Source organism: Streptomyces tailanensis, from assembly GCF_008386495.1.
Lineage (GTDB): Bacteria > Actinomycetota > Actinomycetes > Streptomycetales > Streptomycetaceae > Streptomyces > Streptomyces tailanensis.
The window spans coordinates 62,756-83,358 of sequence record NZ_VTHJ01000039.1 but is presented as its reverse complement, the minus strand read 5'-3'; the positions used below and the strand labels follow the sequence as shown (position 1 = coordinate 83,358).

The 20,603-nt window shown below is 70.2% G+C and carries 24 protein-coding genes; 6 read left to right on the top strand and 18 right to left on the bottom strand.

The annotated features are described in order from the left end of the window. Positions 1 to 26 precede the first annotated feature (26 nt). Positions 27 to 1,307, bottom strand: a complete 1,281-nt coding sequence (locus F3T56_RS28330; protein WP_149828199.1) for an aspartate kinase — start codon at positions 1,305 to 1,307, stop codon at positions 27 to 29. A 315-nt stretch (positions 1,308 to 1,622) separates the two neighbouring features. Between F3T56_RS28330 and F3T56_RS28325 the strand changes: the two genes are divergently transcribed. Both F3T56_RS28325 and F3T56_RS28320 read left to right on the top strand, forming a co-directional pair. Beyond that, a complete protein-coding gene (locus F3T56_RS28325) occupies positions 1,623 to 2,348 on the top strand; it encodes a response regulator transcription factor (protein ID WP_149828198.1) in 726 nt (241 codons plus the stop codon). Then, entirely contained in the window at positions 2,345 to 3,754 is a 1,410-nt protein-coding gene (locus tag F3T56_RS28320) for a sensor histidine kinase (RefSeq protein WP_149828197.1), read from the top strand. Before F3T56_RS28325 ends, F3T56_RS28320 begins: the two co-directional genes overlap by 4 nt. 50 nt (positions 3,755 to 3,804) lie before the next feature. Here the strand turns inward: F3T56_RS28320 and F3T56_RS28315 are convergent, their stop codons facing one another. After that, positions 3,805 to 4,305 (bottom strand): SgcJ/EcaC family oxidoreductase, encoded by a 501-nt coding sequence (locus F3T56_RS28315; protein ID WP_149828196.1) that lies wholly within the window; start codon positions 4,303 to 4,305, stop codon positions 3,805 to 3,807. A gap of 231 nt (positions 4,306 to 4,536) precedes the next feature. Then, entirely contained in the window at positions 4,537 to 4,929 is a 393-nt protein-coding gene (locus tag F3T56_RS28310; RefSeq protein WP_149828195.1) for an ATP-binding protein, read from the bottom strand. Positions 4,930 to 5,069: 140 nt separating this feature from the next. On the opposite strand from F3T56_RS28310, the gene F3T56_RS28305 reads away from it, so the two are divergent. Both F3T56_RS28305 and F3T56_RS28300 read left to right on the top strand, forming a co-directional pair. Continuing rightward, positions 5,070 to 5,588 (top strand): GNAT family N-acetyltransferase, encoded by a 519-nt coding sequence (locus tag F3T56_RS28305; protein ID WP_149828194.1) that lies wholly within the window; start codon positions 5,070 to 5,072, stop codon positions 5,586 to 5,588. 55 nt (positions 5,589 to 5,643) lie between these two features. Next, positions 5,644 to 6,507 carry an alpha/beta fold hydrolase gene (locus F3T56_RS28300; protein WP_246203948.1) on the top strand — a complete coding sequence of 288 codons (864 nt, stop codon included), beginning with the start codon at positions 5,644 to 5,646 and terminating at the stop codon, positions 6,505 to 6,507. A gap of 58 nt (positions 6,508 to 6,565) precedes the next feature. Here F3T56_RS28300 and F3T56_RS28295 read toward each other — a convergent pair whose 3' ends face one another. The 5 genes from F3T56_RS28295 to F3T56_RS28275 all read right to left on the bottom strand — a co-directional run bounded on the left by F3T56_RS28295 (position 6,566) and on the right by F3T56_RS28275 (position 9,897). Then, entirely contained in the window at positions 6,566 to 7,144 is a 579-nt protein-coding gene (locus F3T56_RS28295; RefSeq protein WP_149828193.1) for a Uma2 family endonuclease, read from the bottom strand. Between the two features lie 50 nt (positions 7,145 to 7,194). Beyond that, positions 7,195 to 7,536 (bottom strand): hypothetical protein, encoded by a 342-nt coding sequence (locus F3T56_RS28290; protein WP_149828192.1) that lies wholly within the window; start codon positions 7,534 to 7,536, stop codon positions 7,195 to 7,197. Between the two features lie 8 nt (positions 7,537 to 7,544). Continuing rightward, positions 7,545 to 8,564, bottom strand: coding sequence for a hypothetical protein (locus F3T56_RS28285; protein ID WP_149828191.1), 1,020 nt, complete (start codon positions 8,562 to 8,564; stop codon positions 7,545 to 7,547). Positions 8,565 to 8,873: 309 nt separating this feature from the next. Next, positions 8,874 to 9,068 carry a DUF397 domain-containing protein gene (locus F3T56_RS28280; protein ID WP_172639174.1) on the bottom strand — a complete coding sequence of 65 codons (195 nt, stop codon included), beginning with the start codon at positions 9,066 to 9,068 and terminating at the stop codon, positions 8,874 to 8,876. After that, positions 9,061 to 9,897: a helix-turn-helix domain-containing protein gene (locus tag F3T56_RS28275; RefSeq protein WP_425473635.1), complete on the bottom strand. Its 837-nt coding sequence runs from the start codon at positions 9,895 to 9,897 to the stop codon at positions 9,061 to 9,063. Before F3T56_RS28275 ends, F3T56_RS28280 begins: the two co-directional genes overlap by 8 nt. Before the next feature lie 84 nt (positions 9,898 to 9,981). On the opposite strand from F3T56_RS28275, the gene F3T56_RS28270 reads away from it, so the two are divergent. Continuing rightward, positions 9,982 to 10,437, top strand: coding sequence for a hypothetical protein (locus F3T56_RS28270; RefSeq protein ID WP_246203946.1), 456 nt, complete (start codon positions 9,982 to 9,984; stop codon positions 10,435 to 10,437). Here F3T56_RS28270 and F3T56_RS28265 read toward each other — a convergent pair. From F3T56_RS28265 to F3T56_RS28240, 6 genes are all read right to left on the bottom strand, one after another. After that, positions 10,403 to 11,338: a M56 family metallopeptidase gene (locus F3T56_RS28265; RefSeq protein ID WP_149828218.1), complete on the bottom strand. Its 936-nt coding sequence runs from the start codon at positions 11,336 to 11,338 to the stop codon at positions 10,403 to 10,405. The two genes, F3T56_RS28270 and F3T56_RS28265, sit on opposite strands and share 35 nt — an antisense overlap. A 168-nt stretch (positions 11,339 to 11,506) precedes the next feature. Further along, positions 11,507 to 11,839: a helix-turn-helix domain-containing protein gene (locus F3T56_RS28260; RefSeq protein WP_149828188.1), complete on the bottom strand. Its 333-nt coding sequence runs from the start codon at positions 11,837 to 11,839 to the stop codon at positions 11,507 to 11,509. Continuing rightward, positions 11,836 to 12,222: a type II toxin-antitoxin system RelE/ParE family toxin gene (locus tag F3T56_RS28255; RefSeq protein ID WP_149828187.1), complete on the bottom strand. Its 387-nt coding sequence runs from the start codon at positions 12,220 to 12,222 to the stop codon at positions 11,836 to 11,838. The genes F3T56_RS28260 and F3T56_RS28255 overlap by 4 nt, the downstream gene beginning before the upstream one ends. 90 nt (positions 12,223 to 12,312) lie before the next feature. Further along, positions 12,313 to 12,975 (bottom strand): DUF5063 domain-containing protein, encoded by a 663-nt coding sequence (locus F3T56_RS28250; protein ID WP_149828186.1) that lies wholly within the window; start codon positions 12,973 to 12,975, stop codon positions 12,313 to 12,315. Continuing rightward, the gene (gene recR, locus F3T56_RS28245) at positions 12,968 to 13,567 is read right to left on the bottom strand and encodes a recombination mediator RecR (protein WP_149828185.1); all 600 of its coding nucleotides are present in this window, start codon (positions 13,565 to 13,567) and stop codon (positions 12,968 to 12,970) included. Before recR ends, F3T56_RS28250 begins: the two co-directional genes overlap by 8 nt. A 139-nt stretch (positions 13,568 to 13,706) precedes the next feature. Continuing rightward, positions 13,707 to 14,054: a YbaB/EbfC family nucleoid-associated protein gene (locus F3T56_RS28240; RefSeq protein WP_149828184.1), complete on the bottom strand. Its 348-nt coding sequence runs from the start codon at positions 14,052 to 14,054 to the stop codon at positions 13,707 to 13,709. Between the two features lie 327 nt (positions 14,055 to 14,381). Between F3T56_RS28240 and F3T56_RS28235 the strand changes: the two genes are divergently transcribed. Beyond that, the gene (locus tag F3T56_RS28235) at positions 14,382 to 15,173 is read left to right on the top strand and encodes an SLATT domain-containing protein (protein ID WP_149828183.1); all 792 of its coding nucleotides are present in this window, start codon (positions 14,382 to 14,384) and stop codon (positions 15,171 to 15,173) included. A gap of 290 nt (positions 15,174 to 15,463) precedes the next feature. On the opposite strand, the gene F3T56_RS28230 is transcribed toward F3T56_RS28235, so the two are convergent. From F3T56_RS28230 to F3T56_RS28215, 4 genes are all read right to left on the bottom strand, one after another. Then, on the bottom strand, positions 15,464 to 17,038 hold the full coding sequence (locus F3T56_RS28230; RefSeq protein WP_246203944.1) for a PstS family phosphate ABC transporter substrate-binding protein: 1,575 nt from the start codon (positions 17,036 to 17,038) through the stop codon (positions 15,464 to 15,466). Between the two features lie 152 nt (positions 17,039 to 17,190). Continuing rightward, a complete protein-coding gene (locus tag F3T56_RS28225; protein WP_149828182.1) occupies positions 17,191 to 19,353 on the bottom strand; it encodes a serine/threonine-protein kinase in 2,163 nt (720 codons plus the stop codon). A gap of 105 nt (positions 19,354 to 19,458) precedes the next feature. After that, positions 19,459 to 19,926 carry a MarR family winged helix-turn-helix transcriptional regulator gene (locus F3T56_RS28220; RefSeq protein WP_149828181.1) on the bottom strand — a complete coding sequence of 156 codons (468 nt, stop codon included), beginning with the start codon at positions 19,924 to 19,926 and terminating at the stop codon, positions 19,459 to 19,461. After that, positions 19,923 to 20,546, bottom strand: a complete 624-nt coding sequence (locus F3T56_RS28215) for a DJ-1/PfpI family protein (protein WP_425473634.1) — start codon at positions 20,544 to 20,546, stop codon at positions 19,923 to 19,925. The genes F3T56_RS28220 and F3T56_RS28215 overlap by 4 nt, the downstream gene beginning before the upstream one ends. Positions 20,547 to 20,603: the final 57 nt, after the last annotated feature.

The following is a 20,603-nucleotide window of genomic DNA, read 5'->3' as shown; positions in this document are numbered from 1 at the left end:
GTCGTATGAACCGTACGAACGGACCGTCATCGTCCGGTGCCTCCGTAGACGACGGCCTCGTCGCTGTCGGAGTCGAGCCCGAAGGCGGTGTGCACGGCGCGCACGGCCTCGGGGACGTCGTCGGCGCGGGTGACGACCGAGATACGGATCTCGGAGGTCGAGATCAGCTCGATGTTCACACCGGCGTCGGACAGGGCCTCGAAGAAGGAGGCGGTGACGCCCGGGTTCGTCTTCATGCCGGCGCCGACGAGGGAGATCTTGCCGATCTGGTCGTCGTAGCGCAGTGAGTCGAAGCCGATGGCGTCCTTGTTCTTCTCCAGGGCGTCGATCGCCTTGCGGCCCTCGGTCTTGGGAAGGGTGAAGGAGATGTCCGTGAGGCCGGTCGTCACGGCGGAGACGTTCTGCACCACCATGTCGATGTTGACCTCGGCGTCCGCGATGGCGCGGAAGATGACGGCGGCCTCGCCCGGCTTGTCCGGGACGCCGACGACCGTGACCTTGGCCTCGGAGACGTCGTGGGCGACTCCGGAGATGATGGCGTGCTCCACCTTGTTGTCCCCTTGCGACTCAGGCTTCTCGTTGCTGACCCAGGTGCCCGGCAGTCCGGAGAAGGACGAGCGGACGTGGATCGGGATGTTGTAGCGGCGGGCGTACTCGACACAGCGGTGGAGCAGCACCTTCGAACCGGACGACGCCAGTTCGAGCATGTCCTCGGAAGAGATCCAGTCGATCTTCTTCGCCTTCTTCACGACCCGCGGGTCGGCGGTGAAGACGCCGTCGACGTCGGTGTAGATCTCACAGACCTCGGCGTCCAGGGCGGCGGCCAGCGCGACGGCGGTCGTGTCCGACCCGCCGCGGCCCAGCGTGGTGATGTCCTTGCTGTCCGCGCTGACGCCCTGGAACCCGGCGACGATGGCGATGTTGCCGCCGTCCAGCGCCGTACGAATCCGGCCGGGCGTGACGTCGATGATCCGGGCTTTGTTGTGGACCGAGTCGGTGATGACGCCTGCCTGGCTGCCGGTGAACGACTGGGCCTCGTGGCCCAGGTTTTTGATCGCCATGGCCAGCAGTGCCATGGAGATACGCTCTCCGGCGGTCAGCAGCATGTCGAACTCACGCCCGGTAGGCATCGGCGATACCTGCTCGGCGAGATCGATCAGCTCGTCCGTCGTGTCGCCCATCGCGGAAACGACGACGACCACCTGGTGGCCGTCCTTCTTCGTTTCCACGATCCGCTTGGCGACGCGCTTGATGCCCTCGGCATCGGCTACGGAGGAGCCTCCGTACTTCTGCACGACAAGGCCCACGTGCGCTCCTCGCTCGGTTCAGTCCCTATCCGCACATACACACGTACTGCGGTCGGCTCAGTCTAACGAGCGGCCGAAATTCCCTTCCCGGGTCCCGCATGGTGAGATGTCCCGCTCACCCTTTGATCACCTCGGATTTCTCCGGGCGTCCACCGGTTTTCTCCCGGCTTCTCGTCCGGACATCCGGCCGCTCCGGGAACGTCTCTGCCCACCTCCTCGCCGAACAGTCGGCGAGAGCGCGGAAAAGTGCCCCGAGTCACACCAAGGGGCCCCTCGCCGAAGGAAGCCCAACTTTCAAGCACTAAGGTCGGTGCCGTGCGCGTACTTCTGGTGGAAGACGACGAGCCGGTCGCCGAGTCCCTGCGACGTGGGCTCCTGCGATACGGGTTCGAGGTGGAGTGGGTCACCACGGGCGGCGCGGCGCTGTCGTACCAGGGACCGTACGACGTCGTCCTGCTCGACCTCGGGCTGCCCGACACCGACGGCCTCGACGTCTGTAAGGCCCTGCGGGACCGCAGTGCCGTACCGATCATCGTGATCAGCGCGCGCAGCGACGAGACGGACCGGGTCGTCGGTCTGGAGCTCGGCGCCGACGACTACGTCTCCAAGCCCTTCGGTGTACGCGAGGTGATCGCCCGCATACGGGCGGTCATGCGCCGCATGCAGCCGCGCCCCGCCGACGCGCCCCCGGCCGGCCCCGACCGGTACGGCTCCCGGCTCACCATCGACCGCAAGGCCGCGCGCGTCCATCTGGACGGCGCGGAGGTGGGACTGGCTCCCAAGGAGTACGACCTGCTGGCGTTCCTCACCGAGGAGCCGGGCGCGCTGATGTCGCGCGAGCAGATCATGGAGGCCGTCTGGGACGCGAACTGGTTCGGTCCGACGAAGACGCTGGATGTGCATGTCGCGGCGCTGCGCCGGAAGCTGGCGGGGGCGATCACGATCGAGGCGGTACGGGGGGTGGGGTTCCGGCTGATCGTGATCGAGGAGAACAGGACGGACACCGGGGCCGGGACTGAGAAGGACAGCGGCGCGTCATGATCCGTCAGCTCATTCGCAGCTATGTGCTCCTGGTGGCCGTGGCCATCGCCCTGTTCACCGTGCCGGTGGCCTTCACGCTCACCAAACAGTTGCGGGACGACACGAGGGAGTCCATCACCCGCGAGGCCGGAACCATGGCCCGGCTGCTGGGCGCGGGCGACGTCGCCTCCTGCGAGGCCCTGGCCCAGATGGCCGGGGCGTACCCGGAGAACCAGGAGAAGATCGAGGTCACCGCCACGAACAGGTGTGCGCGACAGGACCTGCGGGAACCGTCTCCCGACGCGGCGCTGACCAAGGCCCTGAAGCAGGGCCAGGCCACCGTCGACTGGGGCTCCGACTTCATCTGGGGCGAGAACCTGGTGGTCACTGTGCCGGCGGTCGAGCGCTCGCCGGATGACTCGAAGACGGTGGAACCGGGAACGGCGGAGACGGAGAACGTCGTCGGCGCCGTACGCATCGTCTTCTCCACCGACCATCTCACGGCCCGGCTCTGGCAGATCTGGGGTTTCCGGGCGGGGCTGGCCGTCCTCGTCCTGGTGGCGGCCGCGGTCATCGGTGTCTTCGCCGCCCGCCGCCTGACCGCTCCCCTGCGCCAGCTCAACGAGATGGCGAGCAAGATGAGCGACGGCGACCTGACCGCCCGCTCCCCCGTCACGGGCCCCCAGGAGACCCAGACCCTGGCCCGCACCCTGAACCAGGCGGGCGAACGCCTCGACACCCTGATCGCCTCGCAACGCATCTTCGTCGCGGACGCCTCGCACCAACTGCGCACCCCTCTTACGGCGCTCCGCCTGTCGCTGGACAACATCGCGGACGGCGTGGACGACGAATTCGTACGGGAGGATGTGGAGCAGGCCACCGCCGAGGTGGTCCGGATGAGCCGCCTCGTCAACGGCCTGCTGGTGCTGGCCCGGGCGGAGGCGAAGGTGACGGCGGCGGAACCGCTGTCCCTGCGCGAGGTCATCCAGGAACGTCTCGACGTGTGGAGACCGGCCGCCGACGAGCGCGGAGTCACCATCACGCTCAGGGGGAGTGCCGACGGCCGGCCGCTTGTGTTGGCCAGTCCCGGAAATCTGGACCAGGTCCTGGACAACGTGCTTTCCAACGCCCTGGAGGTCTCACCGGACGGTGCGACGATCACCGTGCGGGTGGAGCCCCGGGGCGACGAGGTGGTGCTGTCGGTGCTGGACGAGGGGCCCGGTATGTCGGACGCCGAGAAGTCCCGCGCCTTCGACCGCTTCTGGCGCGGTCAGGGCCTCACCGGGAAGTCCGGTTCCGGCCTCGGCCTCGCCGTCGTCAAGCAACTCGTCACCGACGACGGCGGAACCGTGACCCTCAAGGACGCGCCCAGGGGCGGCCTGTGTGTCGCGCTCACGCTGAGGGCGGCGCGACACGGGGGTGGCTGAGCCGGGAGGTGGAGGGCTCAGCCGCGGCTGTGGCGACCGGTGGCTGGGGCTCAGCCCTCGGGCATCGCGGACGAGTGGTGGTTGACGATCTTCCACACACCGTTCCGCTTCTCGTACTCGTACGTGTAGCGGGCCTTGACGACGCTCTTCTTGCCGGTCTTCTTGTCGGTGAGCGTGAACTGGTACACGCCCGCGTCGAGCGCCGAGTTGCTGTCCAGCACGTTGATGATCGTCTGGATCTTCTTGCCCTTGGGCTTGTTCTCCAGGAAGTGGTTGAAGTAGTCGACGATGCCGGCGCGGTCGGTGCGGACCTTGTTCGACAGGGTCGGCAGAAGCACCGCGTCCTTCGCGTACCGGTCCGCCATCTTCTTCGAGTCGCCGGTCTGCAGCGTCTTGTTCCAGCCGTCGAAGAGCGCCGCGATCTCCTTCTTGGACGGCTTCTTCGACGCGGCCTCGGCGCCGGCCATGCTGACTCCGGCGGTCACCGTACCCGCGGTGACGATGGCGGTGGCGGTGACGATGGCGGCGCGTATGCGGTTCTTGCGGGTCATCGCGATCTCCCGTGCGAGGTTGGGGTGTTACTGCCTCCGCGTTCTCTGCGGTGGAAGTGACTCCAGATTCGCGTGACGCCGGTTAGGGGCCGTGCAGCGGACGTACAGGCCTGGGGCAAGGTTCGTACAACGTCTTTTGGAGGGGGTCAGGAGGCGTCGTCGGGGGTGAGTCCGGAGACCATCGCGCTCAGCATTCCGGTGAGCCACGTGTCCCCGAGCACACGCGATGCATCATCGATCACGGCCGAGGTCGGCGAGGCCCGCCTCGAGGTGGGCCCTCGACCCGGCGGTGATCCACCAGACCGGGTTGAGGGCGGCGGTGCGGCCGACGGCCCAGTGTGCCGCCAGGGTGGATTTACCGACGCCGCCGAGACCGTGCAGGGCGTGGACGACAACGCCGCCCGGGTTGTCGAACGCCTCGTCCAGCAGCAGCAGTTCGCGTTCACGGCCGACGAACTGAGCCGTACGTTCGGGCAGGTACCGCACCGCCTCCGTGACCGGCCCGAGGGCGAGCGCCTCCGCGGGAAGTACGGTCGCCCGCTCGACCTGGGTGACGAAATCACCGGTGGCCACCTGGCCGATGTCCCGCCCCGCAGCGACCGACCGCTCCCCCGGCGCCGCCACGGAACGCTCCCCGGTCGTCTCCCCCGCTTCCTCGTTCGCGCGTCTTCCCCCTCGTTCGAAAACGCCGGCGGTTCCCGGGCCCGAAGCCCGTCGGCAAATACTCGCTCGAATTGACCGACGGCTCAAGCCATCCTGCCGTCATGAGCCTTCGCACCGACTGGATCACCCGTGCCGAGACCGACGCCGACATCCCCGCCATCCGTGAGATCGATCTGGCGGCCTTCGACACCCCGTTGGAGGCCGACCTCGTCGAGGCCCTGCGCGGCGATGCCTCCGCCTGGATCGACGGCCTGTCCATCGTCGCCGCGACGAAGGACGGCAGGCTCGTGGGGCACGCCCTCCTCACCCGCTGCCACATCGACGACGCCCCGGCGTTGTGCCTTGGCCCCGTCGCCGTAATTCCCGAGTACCAGCGGACGGGCGCCGGATCCGCGGCCGTCCGCGCCGCGCTGCGGGCGGCCAAGGACATCGGCGAGCACTTCGCCGTCGTCCTCGGACACCCGCCGTACTACCCGCGGTTCGGCTTCACCCGCGCCTCCGCACACGGCATCGGGGTGACCATCGACGTCCCGGACGAGGCCCTGATGGCCCTCACCCTCGACCCGTCCCGCCCACTGCCCGGCGGCACAGTTCGCTACGCCGCGCCGTTCGGCATCTGACCGGACCGAGAGAGAAGGGAAAGCGGACGTGAGCGACGCAGAAAGGAACACGGACGTGAGCAACGCGGACACGAGCGGACTGCCGCTGACCGAGACATTCCGCAGTACGGCGTCGGGTGGCGTCCGCTGGGGAAGGCTCGGGGAAGCCGAGAGAGATCCCGTGGTCCTCCTCCATGGCACGCCCTTCTCCTCGTACGTCTGGCGGGGGATCGCGCGGGCGCTCGTCGCCCGGGGGTATCAGGTGTTCGTGTGGGACATGCCTGGTTACGGGGCGTCCGAGATGTACGGCGAGCAGGATGTGTCCCTCGCCGCCCAGGGGCTGGTGTTCAGCGAGTTGCTGGCGCACTGGGGGCTGGCGGAGCCCCTGGTCGTGGCGCACGACTTCGGTGGTGCCGTGTCGCTGCGGGCGCGTCTGTTGCACGGGGCCCGTTATCGCGCGCTCGCGCTCGTCGATCCGGTGGCGCTGGCTCCGTGGGGTTCCCCTTCCTTCCGGCTGCTCGGTGAACACGCCAAGGTGTTCGAGCGGTTGCCGCCCGCGCTGCACCGGGCCCTGGTGCGGGAGTACGTCGGCTCGGCCAGCAGCCCGGGGCTGCACCCGGCGGTGCTCGAACGCCTCGTCCAGCCCTGGCTCGGTGAGCACGGTCAGCCCGCCTTCTACCGGCAGATCGCCCAGGCGGACCAGGCCCACACCGACGAGATCCAGGAGCGGTACGGCGAGATCGGCGTCCCGACGCTGGTGTGCTGGGGCGAGGACGACACCTGGATCCCCATGGCGAAGGGGCGGGAGTTGGCCGACCGTATCCCGGGCGCGCGGTTCGAGCCGATCGCCGGGGCGGGCCACCTCGTCCAGGAGGACGCCCCCGCCGAACTCACCGCCGCCCTCCTCGACTTCCTCCAGTCGTGGCGCGCGCGGGCGTAACCCAGCTCGTGGTCGAGCCCAGCAGACGCCGGGCTCGACCACCACATGACGCCGCCCGTCAGTCGAAGAACTCCTTGAGGGGTTCGGTGTCCAGGGTGATGTTCACAGGGTCCGGGAGCTTGACGGCTGCCCCGAACGGCAGCTTCTCCTCGTGTCGATATCGGCCATTCTCCGGCTGGTTGAACACGACGACCGAGCAGTCGTCCCGGTCGATGAGGAGGTAGACGGGAATACCGGCGGCCGCGTAGCCGTCGGGCTTCTCGACACGGTCGCGCTGGTGGGTGTCGGAGTCGTAGGACGTGACTTCTACCGCCATGAGAGCTCCCTCGGCTTCGGACCACTCACCCTGACCCTTGAGTCCCCCCACCCGGACGAGCACCCCATCGGCGCGGGCACGGCCTTTGCGGTAGCGCTCCGTCTTCAGACCGCTCTCCGCGTGCAACCACAGATCGGGGCGATGCTGCATGCACACTCGTTGCAGCCACGCGATGATCTCGCAGTGGTTGCCGTCTGCCATGGGCTTGACCACGACCTTCCCGTTGATGAACTCCAGCCACACGGTCTCCGGGGCATGGCGTTCCAGCTCCTCGAACTCCTCGACGGACATCTGCGGCCGGTGCTCGGTCCTGGGGGTCATGGCGTCGCCTCCTCGACTCCATGGTGCCCTGACCGGCGCGTCCTGCACGCTCATACGTCCCTCCCGTCCAGTGGATCTCCAGGGGAGCCGGCCCGCTCGTCGTCTCCGTGCCCCATGAGCCGGTCGATCCGGGCGTCGGCCGCCGCGAGCTCCTCCTCGGTGAAGGGCCCGTGCTCCGCCTGGTACTCCCGCATGGCCGCGAGTCCGGCGGCGCGTACCTGCTCGTGGTTCGGGTGAGTGGCGAGGTACTCCTCCACCGCGTCCGCGACCACGGCATCGACGGACCGACGGTCGACCTCGGCGCGTACCCGCAGGCGGGCGGTGAGATCTGCGCCGAGGGCGACGGACAGCAGGACGTCCTCTTCGGAGCCGTTGGAATCCGAGGCGTCCATGGACCGCGTCACTTCCAGCGCCCCAACCCCGCCGCACGGCGCAGTTCCTCCACGCGGGCGGTGACGTCCACGACCTCGTCTGCTCCCAGTAGGCGGCCGTCGCCGTCGCGCTGGGCGGGGAGGAACGCCTCTGGGACCGGCGTGTACACCGGCAGCGGTCCCTCCGATTCGCACTCCGCGAGGCATTCGCGGCACAGCCCGTTCACGATCTCCACCGTCCGCTCGTCGGCGTCGCACAGACCGCAGGCCGTGATCACGCGGCTGATACGAGCGCGGCGGGCAGCCTTCTGCCGGATCTTGGCCTTCGCAGGGCGCATCGGGGGCATCTTCTTCTCCAATCGGTTGCGGGCGAGTCCGCCCGGGTTGGTGACGTCGGACGGCAGCCCGTCGGTCAAGGCCTTGGTGACGTCGTGCGGCGTCGCACCGCGCGACAGCCACTGCGTGACGAGGGATTCGAGGGAATGGCAGTCGGCGTCGGACAGCGGCATACGGGGGTCGGCGGAACGGAGTTCGGCGAGGGTCTGGTAGGCGGTGCTGGGCTCCGGCTCGGGGGCGGCTGCCGTCTCATCCGCGCCGTCGGGCTCGGCGGGCTGAGCAGGCTGGGCCTCCGGAGCCGATTCCTCCTCGCTTGCCGTCTCGACCCGGGCAAGCCCCGACTGGTAGTGCTCGGTCACGTCCTTGCCGTGGCGCTCCCGTGCGAAGTTCGCCCACCACTCCACCGACCTGCGCGTCCGCGACCAGTACGTCCGCGTCACCCACCTCATCGACCCGTCCTCGACGGTGATGTGCTCCTTGATCCAGCGGAGATGGCCGGCGAGAGTGATACGGCCCGCCGACGTACGCACGGCCTGTTGGCCGTAGCGAGGGTGTTCCGCCGCGATCACCTTGTGGCCCATGGCATGACCGTCTTCGAGATGGTCGATGAAGACGGCGATCTCGGCGTCACGGGGGCTCAGATGTGCGAAGTCCGGGTCCGCGTGCGGGTCTTCGTCACCTGCGGAGCGCTTTCCGTACCCCGTTTTGGCCATGGGGTGGGACGGGGAGGGGAGGGCAGGACTAGGGTAGGCGCAAGCCACGATCGAAGCCTCGTAATTCGATCTGTGTCCAGGCCCCGGAGCCGGTGTTGGCGCACCGACCGGGGCCGAACGATTTGGTCGTTTGCCGCGAACCTAGAGCGGCTTTACCTTCCGAAGCAAGCCGATCACGGAACGTCACCCTTTCGGGGCACGCCGCCTCAACTCACGTTCAGGGTTGGTTGGTTGGGTTGGTTTTCAACCATCCCAGAACCCAGGAAACCCATGGGAAGAGCTCGGGTCTCGGGGCTCGGGTCCCGGGGCTCAAGCTCCGGGCTGACCTGCGGAAACGAAGGCCTTCCAGGCGGGGGCACCGAGGGTGAGGGTGGGACCTGTGGGGTTCTTGGAGTCGCGTATGCGGACCGCCGTCAACCCAGGGTCACGGAAGGCGACTTCGACGCAGTCGCCGCCCTCGTTGTCGCTGTAACTCGACTTGAACCACGCCAGTTGCTCACTCATCACGATCCACCATCCGCTCGATGAAACGGGCCGATTCAGCGGGGCTGAGAGCCTGCGCGCGGATCATGTTAAGCCGCTCGCTCACACGGCTGACAACACTCGGATCGGCTGACAGTTCACTGACGAACGGCCCTTCTGTGAAGGCGAACCGCTCGTGGTCGCCGGTCTCCAGCAACACCATCGGCCCCATGAGCGCGTCGCTGATAACCCGTTCGAAAGGGAGCACCTGCAATACGACGTTGCGCAGCCGCAACGCCTCCAACAGTCGGTGCAGTTGCTCGGTGTCTACCTGTGGGGCACGCAGGACCGCCTCGTAGATCACGAAACTGAAGGCCACCGGCGGTTTGCGTTCGGTCAGGATGGCCTGCCTCTCCATCCGGGCCGCGATCCGCTCCTCCACCGTGTCCTCGTCCAGAGGCGGGAGTCGGTTCTCGATGAGCGCTCGCGCGTACTCCTCGGTCTGCAACAACCCCGGAACCAACGCAACTTCGTACGACCACCGACTGATCGCCTCCCGCTCCCGCAGCATGAAGTCCTGCGCCCGCGCCGGGAACTTCTCCCTCTGCAAGTACTCCTTGGCCGAACTCAGCAACCCCTCCGCCCCGCACAACTGGTCCGCCACATCCAGCGCACGCGGGGTCGGCATCCGCACCCCCTGCTCCATCGACTTGATCGTGTCCGGCGAGTAGTTGGAGGCCACCGCCAGCTCCTCCCGGCTGACGTTCGCCTTCGTGCGCCAGCGTTTCATCTGGTTGCCGCCGTAGCGCCAGGCGACCGGCGGTTGGGAGTTGGAGTGGGAGTGGGAGTGGGAGTTGTACTGGCCCGACACAGCGCGCACCTCCGACCGATACACACCGGCGTGTATCACCTCAGTCACTACCGAGCGTAGCCCGCACATCGCCACGGTGTGACCATGACGAACGCAATTCACCGGCCCCACTGGGTACCGGAGTCAGGACACCGGCTGTGTGTGATCGGCGTGCACTTCGACGCCGTACGGATCGAGGACGGGCGCGGCCAGTTGGTCGCGCGGGGGCTCGTCGACGCGGCGGGCGGGGACGCCGGACCGATCGTGTACGAGATGACCGGGGGCCGGTGGGTGTACTTCCTGTTGCGGCCGGGCTCGGTGCACAGACACGACTGGCCGCTGGGCGTGCACCGCTTCGGGGTAACGAAATTCCGTACCGTCACGTTCGTCGGCGTCCCGGCCCTGGAGGGAAACACCTGGCCCCTGCGCTGGCGGTCCAAGCCGACGCGTGAAACTCCGTACGTGGCGCCCGAATTGCTGCTCGACGCCATCGTCGACGTCCAGAACGTCGTCCAGGAACCGTCGGTTACAGCGTCCCCAGCGCCGGGGCGAACGCGATGAGCAGCGGGAGTAGGGCGAGGAGGGCGGCGGCGGTCGTGGTCGCCGCGCGGTGGGCCCGGTCCAGGCGGGGCGGGGGCTCCAGGAGGCGCTCGACCCGGTCGCTGAGGAGGTGGCGGGTGTTGGCGCAGGTCAACACGCCCCGGTGCTGGTTGAGTTCGATCAACGCCAAGGCCGTGGTGAGGTGACCGCAGCGGCGTGAGGCCGTGTCGTCGGCGGCGAGTTCGACGAGGCGGTGGGTCTGGTCGGCGAAGTGGGCGAAGAGAGGGATGCGCGGGAAGCCCGTGGCGAGGGCGGTGGAGAGGTTCAGCAGCCAGTCGTGGCGGGCGCGGGCGTGGCCGAGTTCGTGGGCGAGTACGGCGTCCAGTTGGCGGTCGGTGAGTTTGCCCAACGCGCCGGTGGTGACGACCAGTTGGGGTGGCGCGCCCGGCATCAGCCAGGCGTCCGGGTACTCGTCCTCCAGGACGAGGAGGGGGCCTTGGGCCCGTGGGAGGCCCGCCGGGAGGTCGGGGGCGCGTTCACGCAGGTGGGCCCGGCGGATGTGACGGCGACGCCGCGCCTCCACCAGCTCCCGTACCAGCATCGCCCCGCTCCACGCGGCCCCGCAGGCCAGCAGCAGCGTCAGTACGGCCGTCCAGGGCGGCGCGGCCGTCAGGTCGTACGCGTCGGTCACGGCGGCCGGGGCGGGTGCGAAGGCGTGCGTCCTGACCGTCTCGAACACCGCCGCCGCCCCCAGCACCAGCGCCGCCAGGCAGCTGAGCAGCGCCGCCGCCACCAAGCACTGCCACGCCCACAACGCCACCACGGGTTCCCGCTCGGGCCACCCCGCCTTCAGCAGGGCACGGGGGCCCAGCACGGCGGCGGTCAGGGCCACGGCGATGAGAAGGAGCAGGAGGACGGTCACGTCGGCGGGTCCGGATCCTTGTCGAGGGCGGGCGGGGGTGCGGGACACGTACGTACGATGGCGCCTACGCTACCGCCGGTACTCACACTTTTCAGTGGCCTGTGAACACCTGGGTCAACTTGCGGGAAATCCAGTGGAGTTGAAACGGCTCAGCAGCGATCTGCCAAGTCAGGCCGCCCCGACCCTCCGGTCCCCGTACTCGATCGTCACAGTGATCCTCGCACCGAGCGCGGTCGCGTAGGCGCGCATGGTTTCGAGGTTGTGGATCTCGCCCCGCTCGATCTGGGAGACGCGCGCCTGGGAGATGCCCACCGACTCGGCCACCTGCGCCTGAGTCAGCCCTTGCTCCTCGCGGATCTCTCTCAGGTGGTGTCCCAGGACGTACGCCTCCGTGGACGCGCGTGCGACCTGTTTGCGCTGCTCCCACTCCGCGTCGGACACCTCGGGGCGGGCCTCCCGCATCTGCCGCTTGACCTCGGTCCAGCTGCTGTATCGGCTCATCGGATGGTCCCGTCCTCTCCTGCCTCGTCCACAGTGGCCAGATACTCGTCGTAGCGAGCCTCCGCGAGCGGGATCGCCTCTCGGTACCAGGCACTCCAGCGTCCGGCCTTGTCTCCGGCGACCAGCAGAATCGCCTGCCGTCTGGGGTCGAAGACGAACAGTACGCGGATCTCGGTCCGCCCCGAGCTGCCCGGCCGTAGTTCCTTGAGGTTGTGTGTACGGCCGCCGGTCAGTCTGTCGACCAGCGGGCGTCCCAACGCGGGGCCACTCTCCGCGAGCTTGTCGACCGCCGCTTCGACGAGGTCCGCCGATGCCGGGTCCTCCTCCGCAAGCTTGAGCAACCACGACTCCACCGACGGATGGAGATTGATCTCCCAGTTCATGCTCCGTAGCCCAGCCTAGGCCGGACAACAGCAAAAGCAAATCCTTATATCTTCAGCTCATCGAGTGACAGCGGGGCAGGTCGTACCGCGTCATTTGGTGCTCCGCAAACCCAGCGGGCCCGCGATCTCCTCTGCCATGACCTTGCCGGCCTCGAACTCCAGGGTTTCGTCGCCCATCATCGGCTGGTCGGTGTCGAGGCCGTCGAGTTCGGCGAGGGGCTGGTTCAGCCTCACATGCGCCACCAGGGACTGGAGGGCGCGCAGGGTGGCCGAGGCTGTGGAGCCCCAGTTGGAGAAGTAGGAGAACTGCCACCACCACAGGGCCTCGGTGTGGCGGCCGGCGCGGTAGTGGGCCATGCCGTGGCGGAGGTCGGTGATGACGTCGGCGAGGTCGTCGGAGATACGGGCCGGGACGGGCGCCTTGCGGGGCTCGTAGGGGTCGAAGACCTCGGAGTAGACGTCGACCGGCTCGAGCATCCTGGCCAGGCGTTCGCGCAGCTCGTCGACGTCCGGCTCGGGGCCCGGGTCGGGCTCGTAGCGCTCGTCCGGCACGATGTCCTCGTGCGCGCCGAGGCGGCCGCCGGCCAGGAGGAGCTGGGACACCTCCAGGAGGAGGAAGGGGACGGCCGAGTCCGGCTCGTCGCCCTTGGCCACCTCGGTGACGGCGACCAGGAAGCTCTCGATCTGGTCCGCGATCTGGACCGCGAAGTCGTCCGGACCGTGGCCGGTCGCGTGCAGCGTGGCGTCAGACATCTAGGAGTCGTCTCCCCTCGAAGGCGCGGCCGAGGGTCACCTCGTCCGCGTATTCCAGGTCGCCGCCCACCGGGAGGCCGCTGGCCAGGCGGGTGACCTTGAGGCCCATGGGTTTGATCATTCGGGCGAGATACGTGGCCGTGGCCTCGCCCTCCAGGTTCGGGTCGGTGGCCAGGATCAGCTCCGTGACCGTCCCGTCGGCCAACCGCGCGAGAAGTTCCCGTATACGCAGGTCGTCAGGGCCTACGCCCTCGATCGGGCTGATCGCGCCGCCCAGGACGTGGTAGCGGCCCCGGAACTCGCGGGTGCGCTCGATCGCCACCACGTCCTTCGGCTCCTCCACCACGCAGATCACCGACGGGTCGCGGCGGGTGTCGCGGCAGATGTTGCACAGCTCCTCCTGCGCCACGTTGCCGCAGGTCGCGCAGAAGCGGACCTTCGCCTTCACTTCGAGGAGGGCCTGCGCGAGGCGCCGTACGTCCGTCGGCTCCGCCTGCAGGATGTGGAAGGCGATCCGCTGCGCGCTCTTGGGACCGACGCCGGGCAGCCGCCCCAGTTCGTCGATGAGGTCCTGGACCACGCCTTCGTACACGGACTGCCGTCCTTCCTGGTGTCTTTCCGTACGTACCGTAGTCGGCCGCCGCCGGTCGGAGGAAGGCGGTACGGGGCACGGATGGGCTCAGCGGGGGCTCGGATACGGGCTCTGAGGGTGTTCAGGGGGCGGGCGGGGCTCAGAAGGGGAGGCCGGGGATGCCCATGCCACCGCCGCCGAGGCCCTGGGCGAGGGGGCCCAGCTTCTGCTGCTGGAGAGTCTGGGCGTTCTCGTTCGCCGCCTGGACGGCCGCGACGATCAGGTCGGCGAGAGTCTCGGTGTCCTCCGGGTCCACCGCCTTGGGGTCGATCTTCAGGGCGCGCAGTTCGCCGGAGCCGGTGACGGTGGCCTTCACCAGGCCGCCACCCGCCTGACCGTCGACCTCCGTGTGCGCGAGCTCCTCCTGCGCCCTCGCCAGGTCCTGCTGCATCTTCTGGGCCTGCTGGAGCAGCTGCTGCATGTTGGGCTGGCCACCACCGGGGATCACGATCGGCTCCCTCTCCCTCGTCCGTCATAAGTCTTGCGGTCTTGCGGTCTTGCAGTCGTACGCGGTCGTACTTGTGGTCGCCCACGAGCCTACGTGGTCGGCCCGGGCCGTGCTCCGTCACTCTTTCGAGCGAGTCGGCGGGGATTCGTATACCTGATCAAGGGGACCTTCCAGGGGGAAAAGCGGCGAAAACGGGGTGTTCACCACCCATTGGAGGGTAGGAAGGGTCCGGCCGTGACGACAGCGCGTCAGCGCCGTGTGTACGCGTACACACGTGTACGTGCGTCTCGCACTGTCGTCAGCAGCGTCGTCAGTAGGGAGTGCCGGGTGAGCCAGCCGGAGATGCAGCCCGACGGGGGTCCGCACGACGGGCGCGGTGATGGGCGCGGTGAGGGGACCGGGCTGTGGGCGGAGCCGTGGACGGCGGAGGGCGGGCCGTGGGCGGGGAATCTGGCCGGGCGGCCGTTTCCGCACGGGGACTGGGGGGCGCCTGCGGAGCGGCTCGACGAATTGTACCGGTGGGTCGAGCGGGCGGCGCTGGAGACCGCCGCGTGGTATCTCGCGGACCGGGTGTGGAAACGGCTGGGGGCGCGGGTGCTGCGGGTCGGGGCGGCGGCGGGGGCGCTGGTCGGGGCAGCGCTGCCGTTGCTCGACCTCACCGGGGTGATCGGCGGGGCGGCTCCCTGGGGGTATCTCGCGCTGCTGTCGTGTGCGGCGTGCGTGGCGGTGGATCGGTTCTTCGGGGTCACGTCCGGGTGGATGAGGGATGTGGCTACGGCGCAGGCGGTGCAGCGGCGGCTTCAGGTGCTGCAGTTCGACTGGGCGTCGGAGAGTGCGCGGGAGGTGCTCGGGCCGACGGAGGGGACGGCCGGGGAGGCGGCTGAGCGGTGTCTCGGTGTGCTGCGGCGGTTCTGTGAGGACGTGACGGAGTTGGTGCGGGCGGAGACGGCGGACTGGATGCTGGAGTTTCGGACGACCGGGGGCGCGACGCCGCTCGGCATCCAGAACGGGGCGTCCGTGGCGCGGCCCGAGGGGGGGTCGGGCGGGCGGTTGTCCATGTTGCCGGGGGCGGCGGCGCGGGCGAACATGCCGCGTCAGCGGCCGCCGGAAGCTCGGTAACGACCGCCGGGGGCGTTTCGGTAGGGGCTGCGCCCCTTCAACCCCCTGCGCCGTGTGCGGGTGGGTGGGGGCTTGTCGCGCCCGCGCGGCGGAGCCGCACATCGACACAGCCCCGCGCCCCTGAAAAGACGGGGCTGCGCCCCAGTCTTTTCAGGGGCCCGCAGGGCCGTTCTTTCAGGGGCGCGGGGAACTGCGCGAGCAACCCAGCACAACCCGCACCCGCCATACAAACCGCACCCCCCGAGCTCTCACGCGAAGCGGGGTCGAAGGGGCAGCCGCCCCTGGGGGAGTCAGCCGTTCTCGTCGGTCCGCGCCCTCTCGTCGCACAGCCTCGCCCCCGTCGCCGTCTCGCACGGGACGTGGCCGTGGCCGCGGATCACGCTCTGGGCGGTGCCTCGGCGGGCGTGGGCGAGGAAGCTGTCGGCGAGGGAGTTGGCGGGTGGGCGGCGGTAGGTGTAGGCGTACTCGGCGCCGTAGTAGGGGTAGGTGTCGTCGCCCTTCTCCAGGGCCTCCACGGAGGCCTCGTGGCCGTCGAGGGCCAGGCGGCGCAGGCCCGCGCGGCCGGTGGTGAGGTTGAGCTCGCTGTAGCCGATGGCGCCGGGGATCTCGGCGACCTTGGCGAGGACCTGGTCGGTGGAGTCGAGTTCGCAGCGGGTGACGGAGGCGGTCGAGAGGTCGTCCCGGCGGCAGTCGAGCGAGGTGCTGGCCACCTGTTCCCAGCCGTTCAGCACGGTCCGCTGGAAGACCTGCCGGGTGCCGGAGTCGGCGTCGCGGCTGACGAGGACGACGGGGATGTCGGGGAGGGACGGGTCTAGCTGTCGCCAGCGGGTGATCTCGCCCCGGTAGATGCGGCGTACGTCGTCGAGGGTCAGGCTCTCGCCGCGCGGCCGGATGCCGTCGTTGACGACGAGGGTGAAGACGGAGAGCGCCACCCGGTGGCCGACGAGTTCGGGGTCGGCGCTCGTGCTCGGGCCGTCGGAGAACGCGATGACGGCCGGGGAGCCCTTCTTCTCCCGGGCGGCGCCCAGGGCGGCGAGTTCGCCCACGCCCGCCGAACTGCCGCGCGCGTCCACCTTGATCTCGGCGCCCGCGCAGTCCTTCTCGTACTCCTCCGCGAGTCCCCGCATGACCGGCGCGAACGCGGTCGACCCGGTCAGCGTCAGCTCGCCCGTCGCGCACTCGATGGGCGGCGGGGTGTCGTCCCGTACGACGATGATCGCGGCCAGGGCGATCACGCAGAGCGTGAGCAGCACGGTGATGAGGCGGGCCGCGCGGCTGAACATCGGCGGCTTCTCGTCGGGGGTCGCGCTGCGGTTGGGGTGGACCTCGCCGTCGCGGATGCCGCCGATGAGCCGTATCGGGCTGTCGACGTCGCCGCCGGAGAGGAGGACGAGCAGCTTGAAGTGGTCGCCGCGGTTGAGCGGGACGCGGGGGATGCGGAGCACGCCGTCGCGGTAGCCGAAGCCGGCGGACGGGGTGAAGTGGTCCATCAGATGGTCGGTGCCGGGCGGCTGGGTGACGGACACGCCACGGATGACGCGGCCGCTGAACACCGCGGTGAGGCCGTGGAGTTCACGCCCCGTGTAGTCGTTGTCGGCGATGCTCTGCGAACCGTCGTTCTCGACGCGCAGCAGCACCAGCGTCGCGTCGGACATGTCCGGAGCCTCGTCGAACAGCCCGAGCCGGACGTTCGCGCGCCCCGAACGCACGTCGTGGCCGATCGGGTTGTCCATCTGCACGCGGTAGCCGATCCGCTTGCGCCGCGGCACCCGGCGCTCGTACCAGACCATCATGGCGGACGCCACGACACCGACCACGGCGGTCGCCACCGCCACCACGTTCTCCGCGCTCAGCCAATCCTGCACATTGACCACTCCCCCGAGCCTCACGCTGCGCAGTCGAGCGGAGACACGGTACGGCGTCGGGAGGGGACATTCCGGATACGACGCCGGAAGTTCAGCGGGAGTTCAGTCGGCTTCGGGCCGCCTGGGGTCGGGTCGGCTTCGGGGCCCGCGGCTCAGCCGTCCTTGGTGTACGTCAGCGACTTGCCCGTCGCGTCGACGCGGCGCAGCGTTCCGTCGGGCTGGAGGGTGACCGTGGTGGCGGCGCCCGGGGTACAGGAGGCAGGCGGTTCGCCGACGGTGACGGTCGAGGGGCCGATCCGGAGGGGGCCGCCGTCGGCCGGTTCCTCCGTCAGCGCCGCCTCGAACACGCAGTGGTACGTGCCGCCCCCTTCGAGCGGCCCGTCCGCCGTGAGGGAAAGCACGGTGTCGCCGACCTCGCCCTGCTCGATGACGAGTTCACGGGTGTCCGCGCCCGCGGAGCCGTCGACGGTGGCGCTCCAGGTGCCGAGGAACCCCTCGGGGATCGTGCCCGCGTCGGGTGACTCGGTGGTGGGGTCCGGCGAGGTCGCCGGGTCGGACGGCTCCGGAGTCGTCGGCCCGGGCGTCTCGGGCGCGCTGGTCGTCGGCCCGTTCTTCGCGTCGTCCTCCGTGCCGCCGTCGTCGCCCTGCTTCATCAGCGCGTACACCGATCCGCCCGCGCCGAGCGCCACGACCAGGGCGACGATGACGAGGAGGACGGTGGAGCGGTTGTTTCTGTGTGGAGGTTCGGGCTGAGCGCCGGGAGCGTATACGGGGGCCACGGGGGCCGCTCCGTACGGCAGGGTCGAGCCGGGGGCGGCTCCGGGTGCCTGGCCGTACGGGGCTTGACCGTAGGGCGCCTGACCGTGCGGCGAACCGTACGGGCCCTGCGGCGCGCCCTGCGGATAGCCGTACCCGGCGGGCGGCTGGGGAAGCTGCTGCGGGTGCTGCTGCGGGTAGCCGTACCCGGCGGGCCCGGGCGGGGCGGGCGGGGGCGTCGGGGCGCCCGCCCCCGCGATCTGCGTCGGCATCCGGTCCAGCGGCGCCCCGCCGCCCGGCGCACCCGGCGGCGGTACGGCACCCCCCTCGGGCGCGGCGGCGGCATGCTCGGGCGGGGCCTCGGGGCCGGTGTACGGCGACGGGTGGCCCGGCGGCTGGGACGGCGCCGGGTGCCCGGCGTACGGGGACGCGGGGGCGCCGGGCGGGAACGCGGGCGGAGCCGAGGACGGGGCCCCGGCCGGGGTCGGGGGCGCGCCGGAGGGCGGCCGCTTGGTGAGGAGGTCGGGCGCCCCGGCCTGACCGCCCGCCGCCGGGCCTCCCGCAGCCGCCGCAGCCGCACCAGCCGCCTGGGCCAGGGGCGCCCCCTGCTCAGCCTCCCCCGCCGCTCCCCCCGGCTCCTCCGGATCCTCCGTGTCGAGCAACCGCACCGCATGGCGCCCCAGTTGGGCCACCAGGGCGCTCGGCAGCCAGGGGTCGCGCGAGCGTCCCGCGACGACCGTGTCCTCGGCCCCGATCCGCTGCAGGATCTGCCCCAGCGTCGGCCGGGCGGCGGGGTCCTTGCGCAGACAGCCCCGTACGAGGTCGGCGATCCCCTCGGGCAGTCCCGTCAGGTCGGGTTCCTCCTGCGCGATGCGGAACATCAGCGCGTGCACACCGGAGTTGGCGGCGCCGAAGGGCAGGTTGCCGGTGGCGGCGTACGCGAGGATCGAGCCAAGACAGAAGACGTCGCACGCCGGGGTGATCCGGTCGCCGCGCACCTGTTCGGGGGCCATGAAGCCGGGCGAGCCGATGATCGCGCCGGTGCGGGTGAGCCCGCCGTCCGTGACGGTCTCCAGCGCCCGCACGATGCCGAAGTCGATGACGCGCGGGCCGTCGATGGTCACCAGCACGTTGGACGGCTTGAGGTCGCGGTGGATGAGCCCGGCGGCGTGGATGTCCTGAAGCGCGTGGGCCAGCCCGGCCGCGAGGATCCGAACCGACCGCTCGGGCAGCGCACCGTGGTCCCGCCCGACCACGGCCTGGAGGGACGGCCCGGCGACGTAACCGGTGGCCACCCAAGGGATGCGGGCCTCGGTGTCCGCGTCCAGCACCGGCGCGGTCCAGTACCCGCCCACCTGCCGCGCGGCCTGCACCTCCTGCCGGAAGCGGGCCCGGAACTCCTCCTGCTCGGCCAGCTCCTGCCGTACGAGCTTGACGGCGACGGTACGGCCGCGGTCGGACCGGGCCAGGTACACGTTCCCCATCCCGCCGGCGCCCAGCCGCGCGAGCAGCCGGTACGCCCCGATCTTCTGCGGATCCCCCGGCCCGAGCTTCTCCATGGCCGCCGTCCCCCGTCTTCCCGTACTCTCCCCCACTTGCACGCACTTGCGTGCACAACGGACCGATCGTAGTGCGGCCCTACGGGCAGGTGGGTGGGGCGGTGTCTACGGTTCCGTAACAGCCGTCGCCCCGGTCGCGAGGTCGTCCAGCACCGCCGACAGCCGCTCCAGCACCCGTACGGTCTCCGCGAGGCCCTCCTCCCCCAGCGCCGCCGCGAGGCGGTCGGCGAGGGCCGCGTGGCCGGGGTCGATCCGGGCGATCGCGGCGCGGCCGTCCGGGGTGGGGGTGAGGAGCTTGGCGCGGCGGTGGGCCGGGTTCGGGACGTACTCGGCGAGCCCGCGCTCGACGAGCAGGTCGGCCACGCGCTGCACGCTCTGCCGGGTGATCCCCATGACCCTGGCCACCCCGGAGACGGACAGCGGCTCCCGCAGCACCGCGCCGAGGACCTGCCACCAGGCGGCGGTCAGCCCGGCCGGCCGCGCCAACTCCTCCGCCACGGAGAGGAATTGGCCGTTGAGGCGGAAGACACCGAGCGCGGTGCGGCTGAGCAGATCCTGCCGCTCTTCGCTCACGTGCCCGCCCCTTCCAGTACGGCGTACGCCTCCGGGTCCGAGTCGTGGAACAGGCGGTACCAGGCGTCGAGGACCTCGCCCTCGTAGACCCCGAGGAGCCGGAAGACCTCGCGGGCGAAAGCGACGGGTTCGGTGGGGCCGGCGGTGACGAGAAGGCCGCCCCCGTCGGTCACGGCGTCGGCGTCGACGTACCGATCGCCGCCGCCGTAGCCGGTGGCCGCCAGATAGAAGGGGACCGCGCTGGTGTGCTCGCGATCGTCCAGCAGCCCCTCCCGGGCGAGCCCGGCGGTGGCTCCGCAGATCGCGGCGACGGGGACACCGGCGTCGAGGAACTCGCGCGCCTTGCGGGCGAAGGGGGCGAGGTCGTCGCCGGCGTCCCAGAGGTCGGCGCCGGTGAGGATCAGCAGCGAGCTGTCCTCGGGCCGGAGGTCCGTGAGGGCCAGGTCCGGCTGGATGCGCACGCCGGCGATGGTCCGCACGGGCTCCGGGCTCGGCCCGACCGTACGGATCTCATGCCCGGCGCGGGCCAGCCAGGCGGTGGTGTGCCCGGTCTCCCAGTCGGCGTAGGTGTCGTAGACGGCGAGGTGGACGGGCTTGCGGCTGTCGTTCATGTCGTTCATGACTCCTCCTGAGCTGCGTCCCCCTGTTGACAGCATGCTGCCATTTAGTCAGCATGC

Coding starts and splice junctions, on each gene's coding strand:
- F3T56_RS28320 (WP_149828197.1), top strand. CDS start 2,345: ATGATCCGTCAGCTCATTCGCAGCTATGTGCTCCTGGTGGCCGTGGCC.
- F3T56_RS28315 (WP_149828196.1), bottom strand. CDS start 4,305: ATGACCCGCAAGAACCGCATACGCGCCGCCATCGTCACCGCCACCGCC.
- F3T56_RS28305 (WP_149828194.1), top strand. CDS start 5,070: ATGAGCCTTCGCACCGACTGGATCACCCGTGCCGAGACCGACGCCGAC.
- F3T56_RS28295 (WP_149828193.1), bottom strand. CDS start 7,144: ATGACCCCCAGGACCGAGCACCGGCCGCAGATGTCCGTCGAGGAGTTC.
- F3T56_RS28290 (WP_149828192.1), bottom strand. CDS start 7,536: ATGGACGCCTCGGATTCCAACGGCTCCGAAGAGGACGTCCTGCTGTCC.
- F3T56_RS28285 (WP_149828191.1), bottom strand. CDS start 8,564: ATGGCCAAAACGGGGTACGGAAAGCGCTCCGCAGGTGACGAAGACCCG.
- F3T56_RS28280 (WP_172639174.1), bottom strand. CDS start 9,068: ATGAGTGAGCAACTGGCGTGGTTCAAGTCGAGTTACAGCGACAACGAG.
- F3T56_RS28270 (WP_246203946.1), top strand. CDS start 9,982: ATGACGAACGCAATTCACCGGCCCCACTGGGTACCGGAGTCAGGACAC.
- F3T56_RS28260 (WP_149828188.1), bottom strand. CDS start 11,839: ATGAGCCGATACAGCAGCTGGACCGAGGTCAAGCGGCAGATGCGGGAG.
- F3T56_RS28255 (WP_149828187.1), bottom strand. CDS start 12,222: ATGAACTGGGAGATCAATCTCCATCCGTCGGTGGAGTCGTGGTTGCTC.
- F3T56_RS28250 (WP_149828186.1), bottom strand. CDS start 12,975: ATGTCTGACGCCACGCTGCACGCGACCGGCCACGGTCCGGACGACTTC.
- F3T56_RS28225 (WP_149828182.1), bottom strand. CDS start 19,353: ATGGAGAAGCTCGGGCCGGGGGATCCGCAGAAGATCGGGGCGTACCGG.
- F3T56_RS28215 (WP_425473634.1), bottom strand. CDS start 20,546: ATGAACGACATGAACGACAGCCGCAAGCCCGTCCACCTCGCCGTCTAC.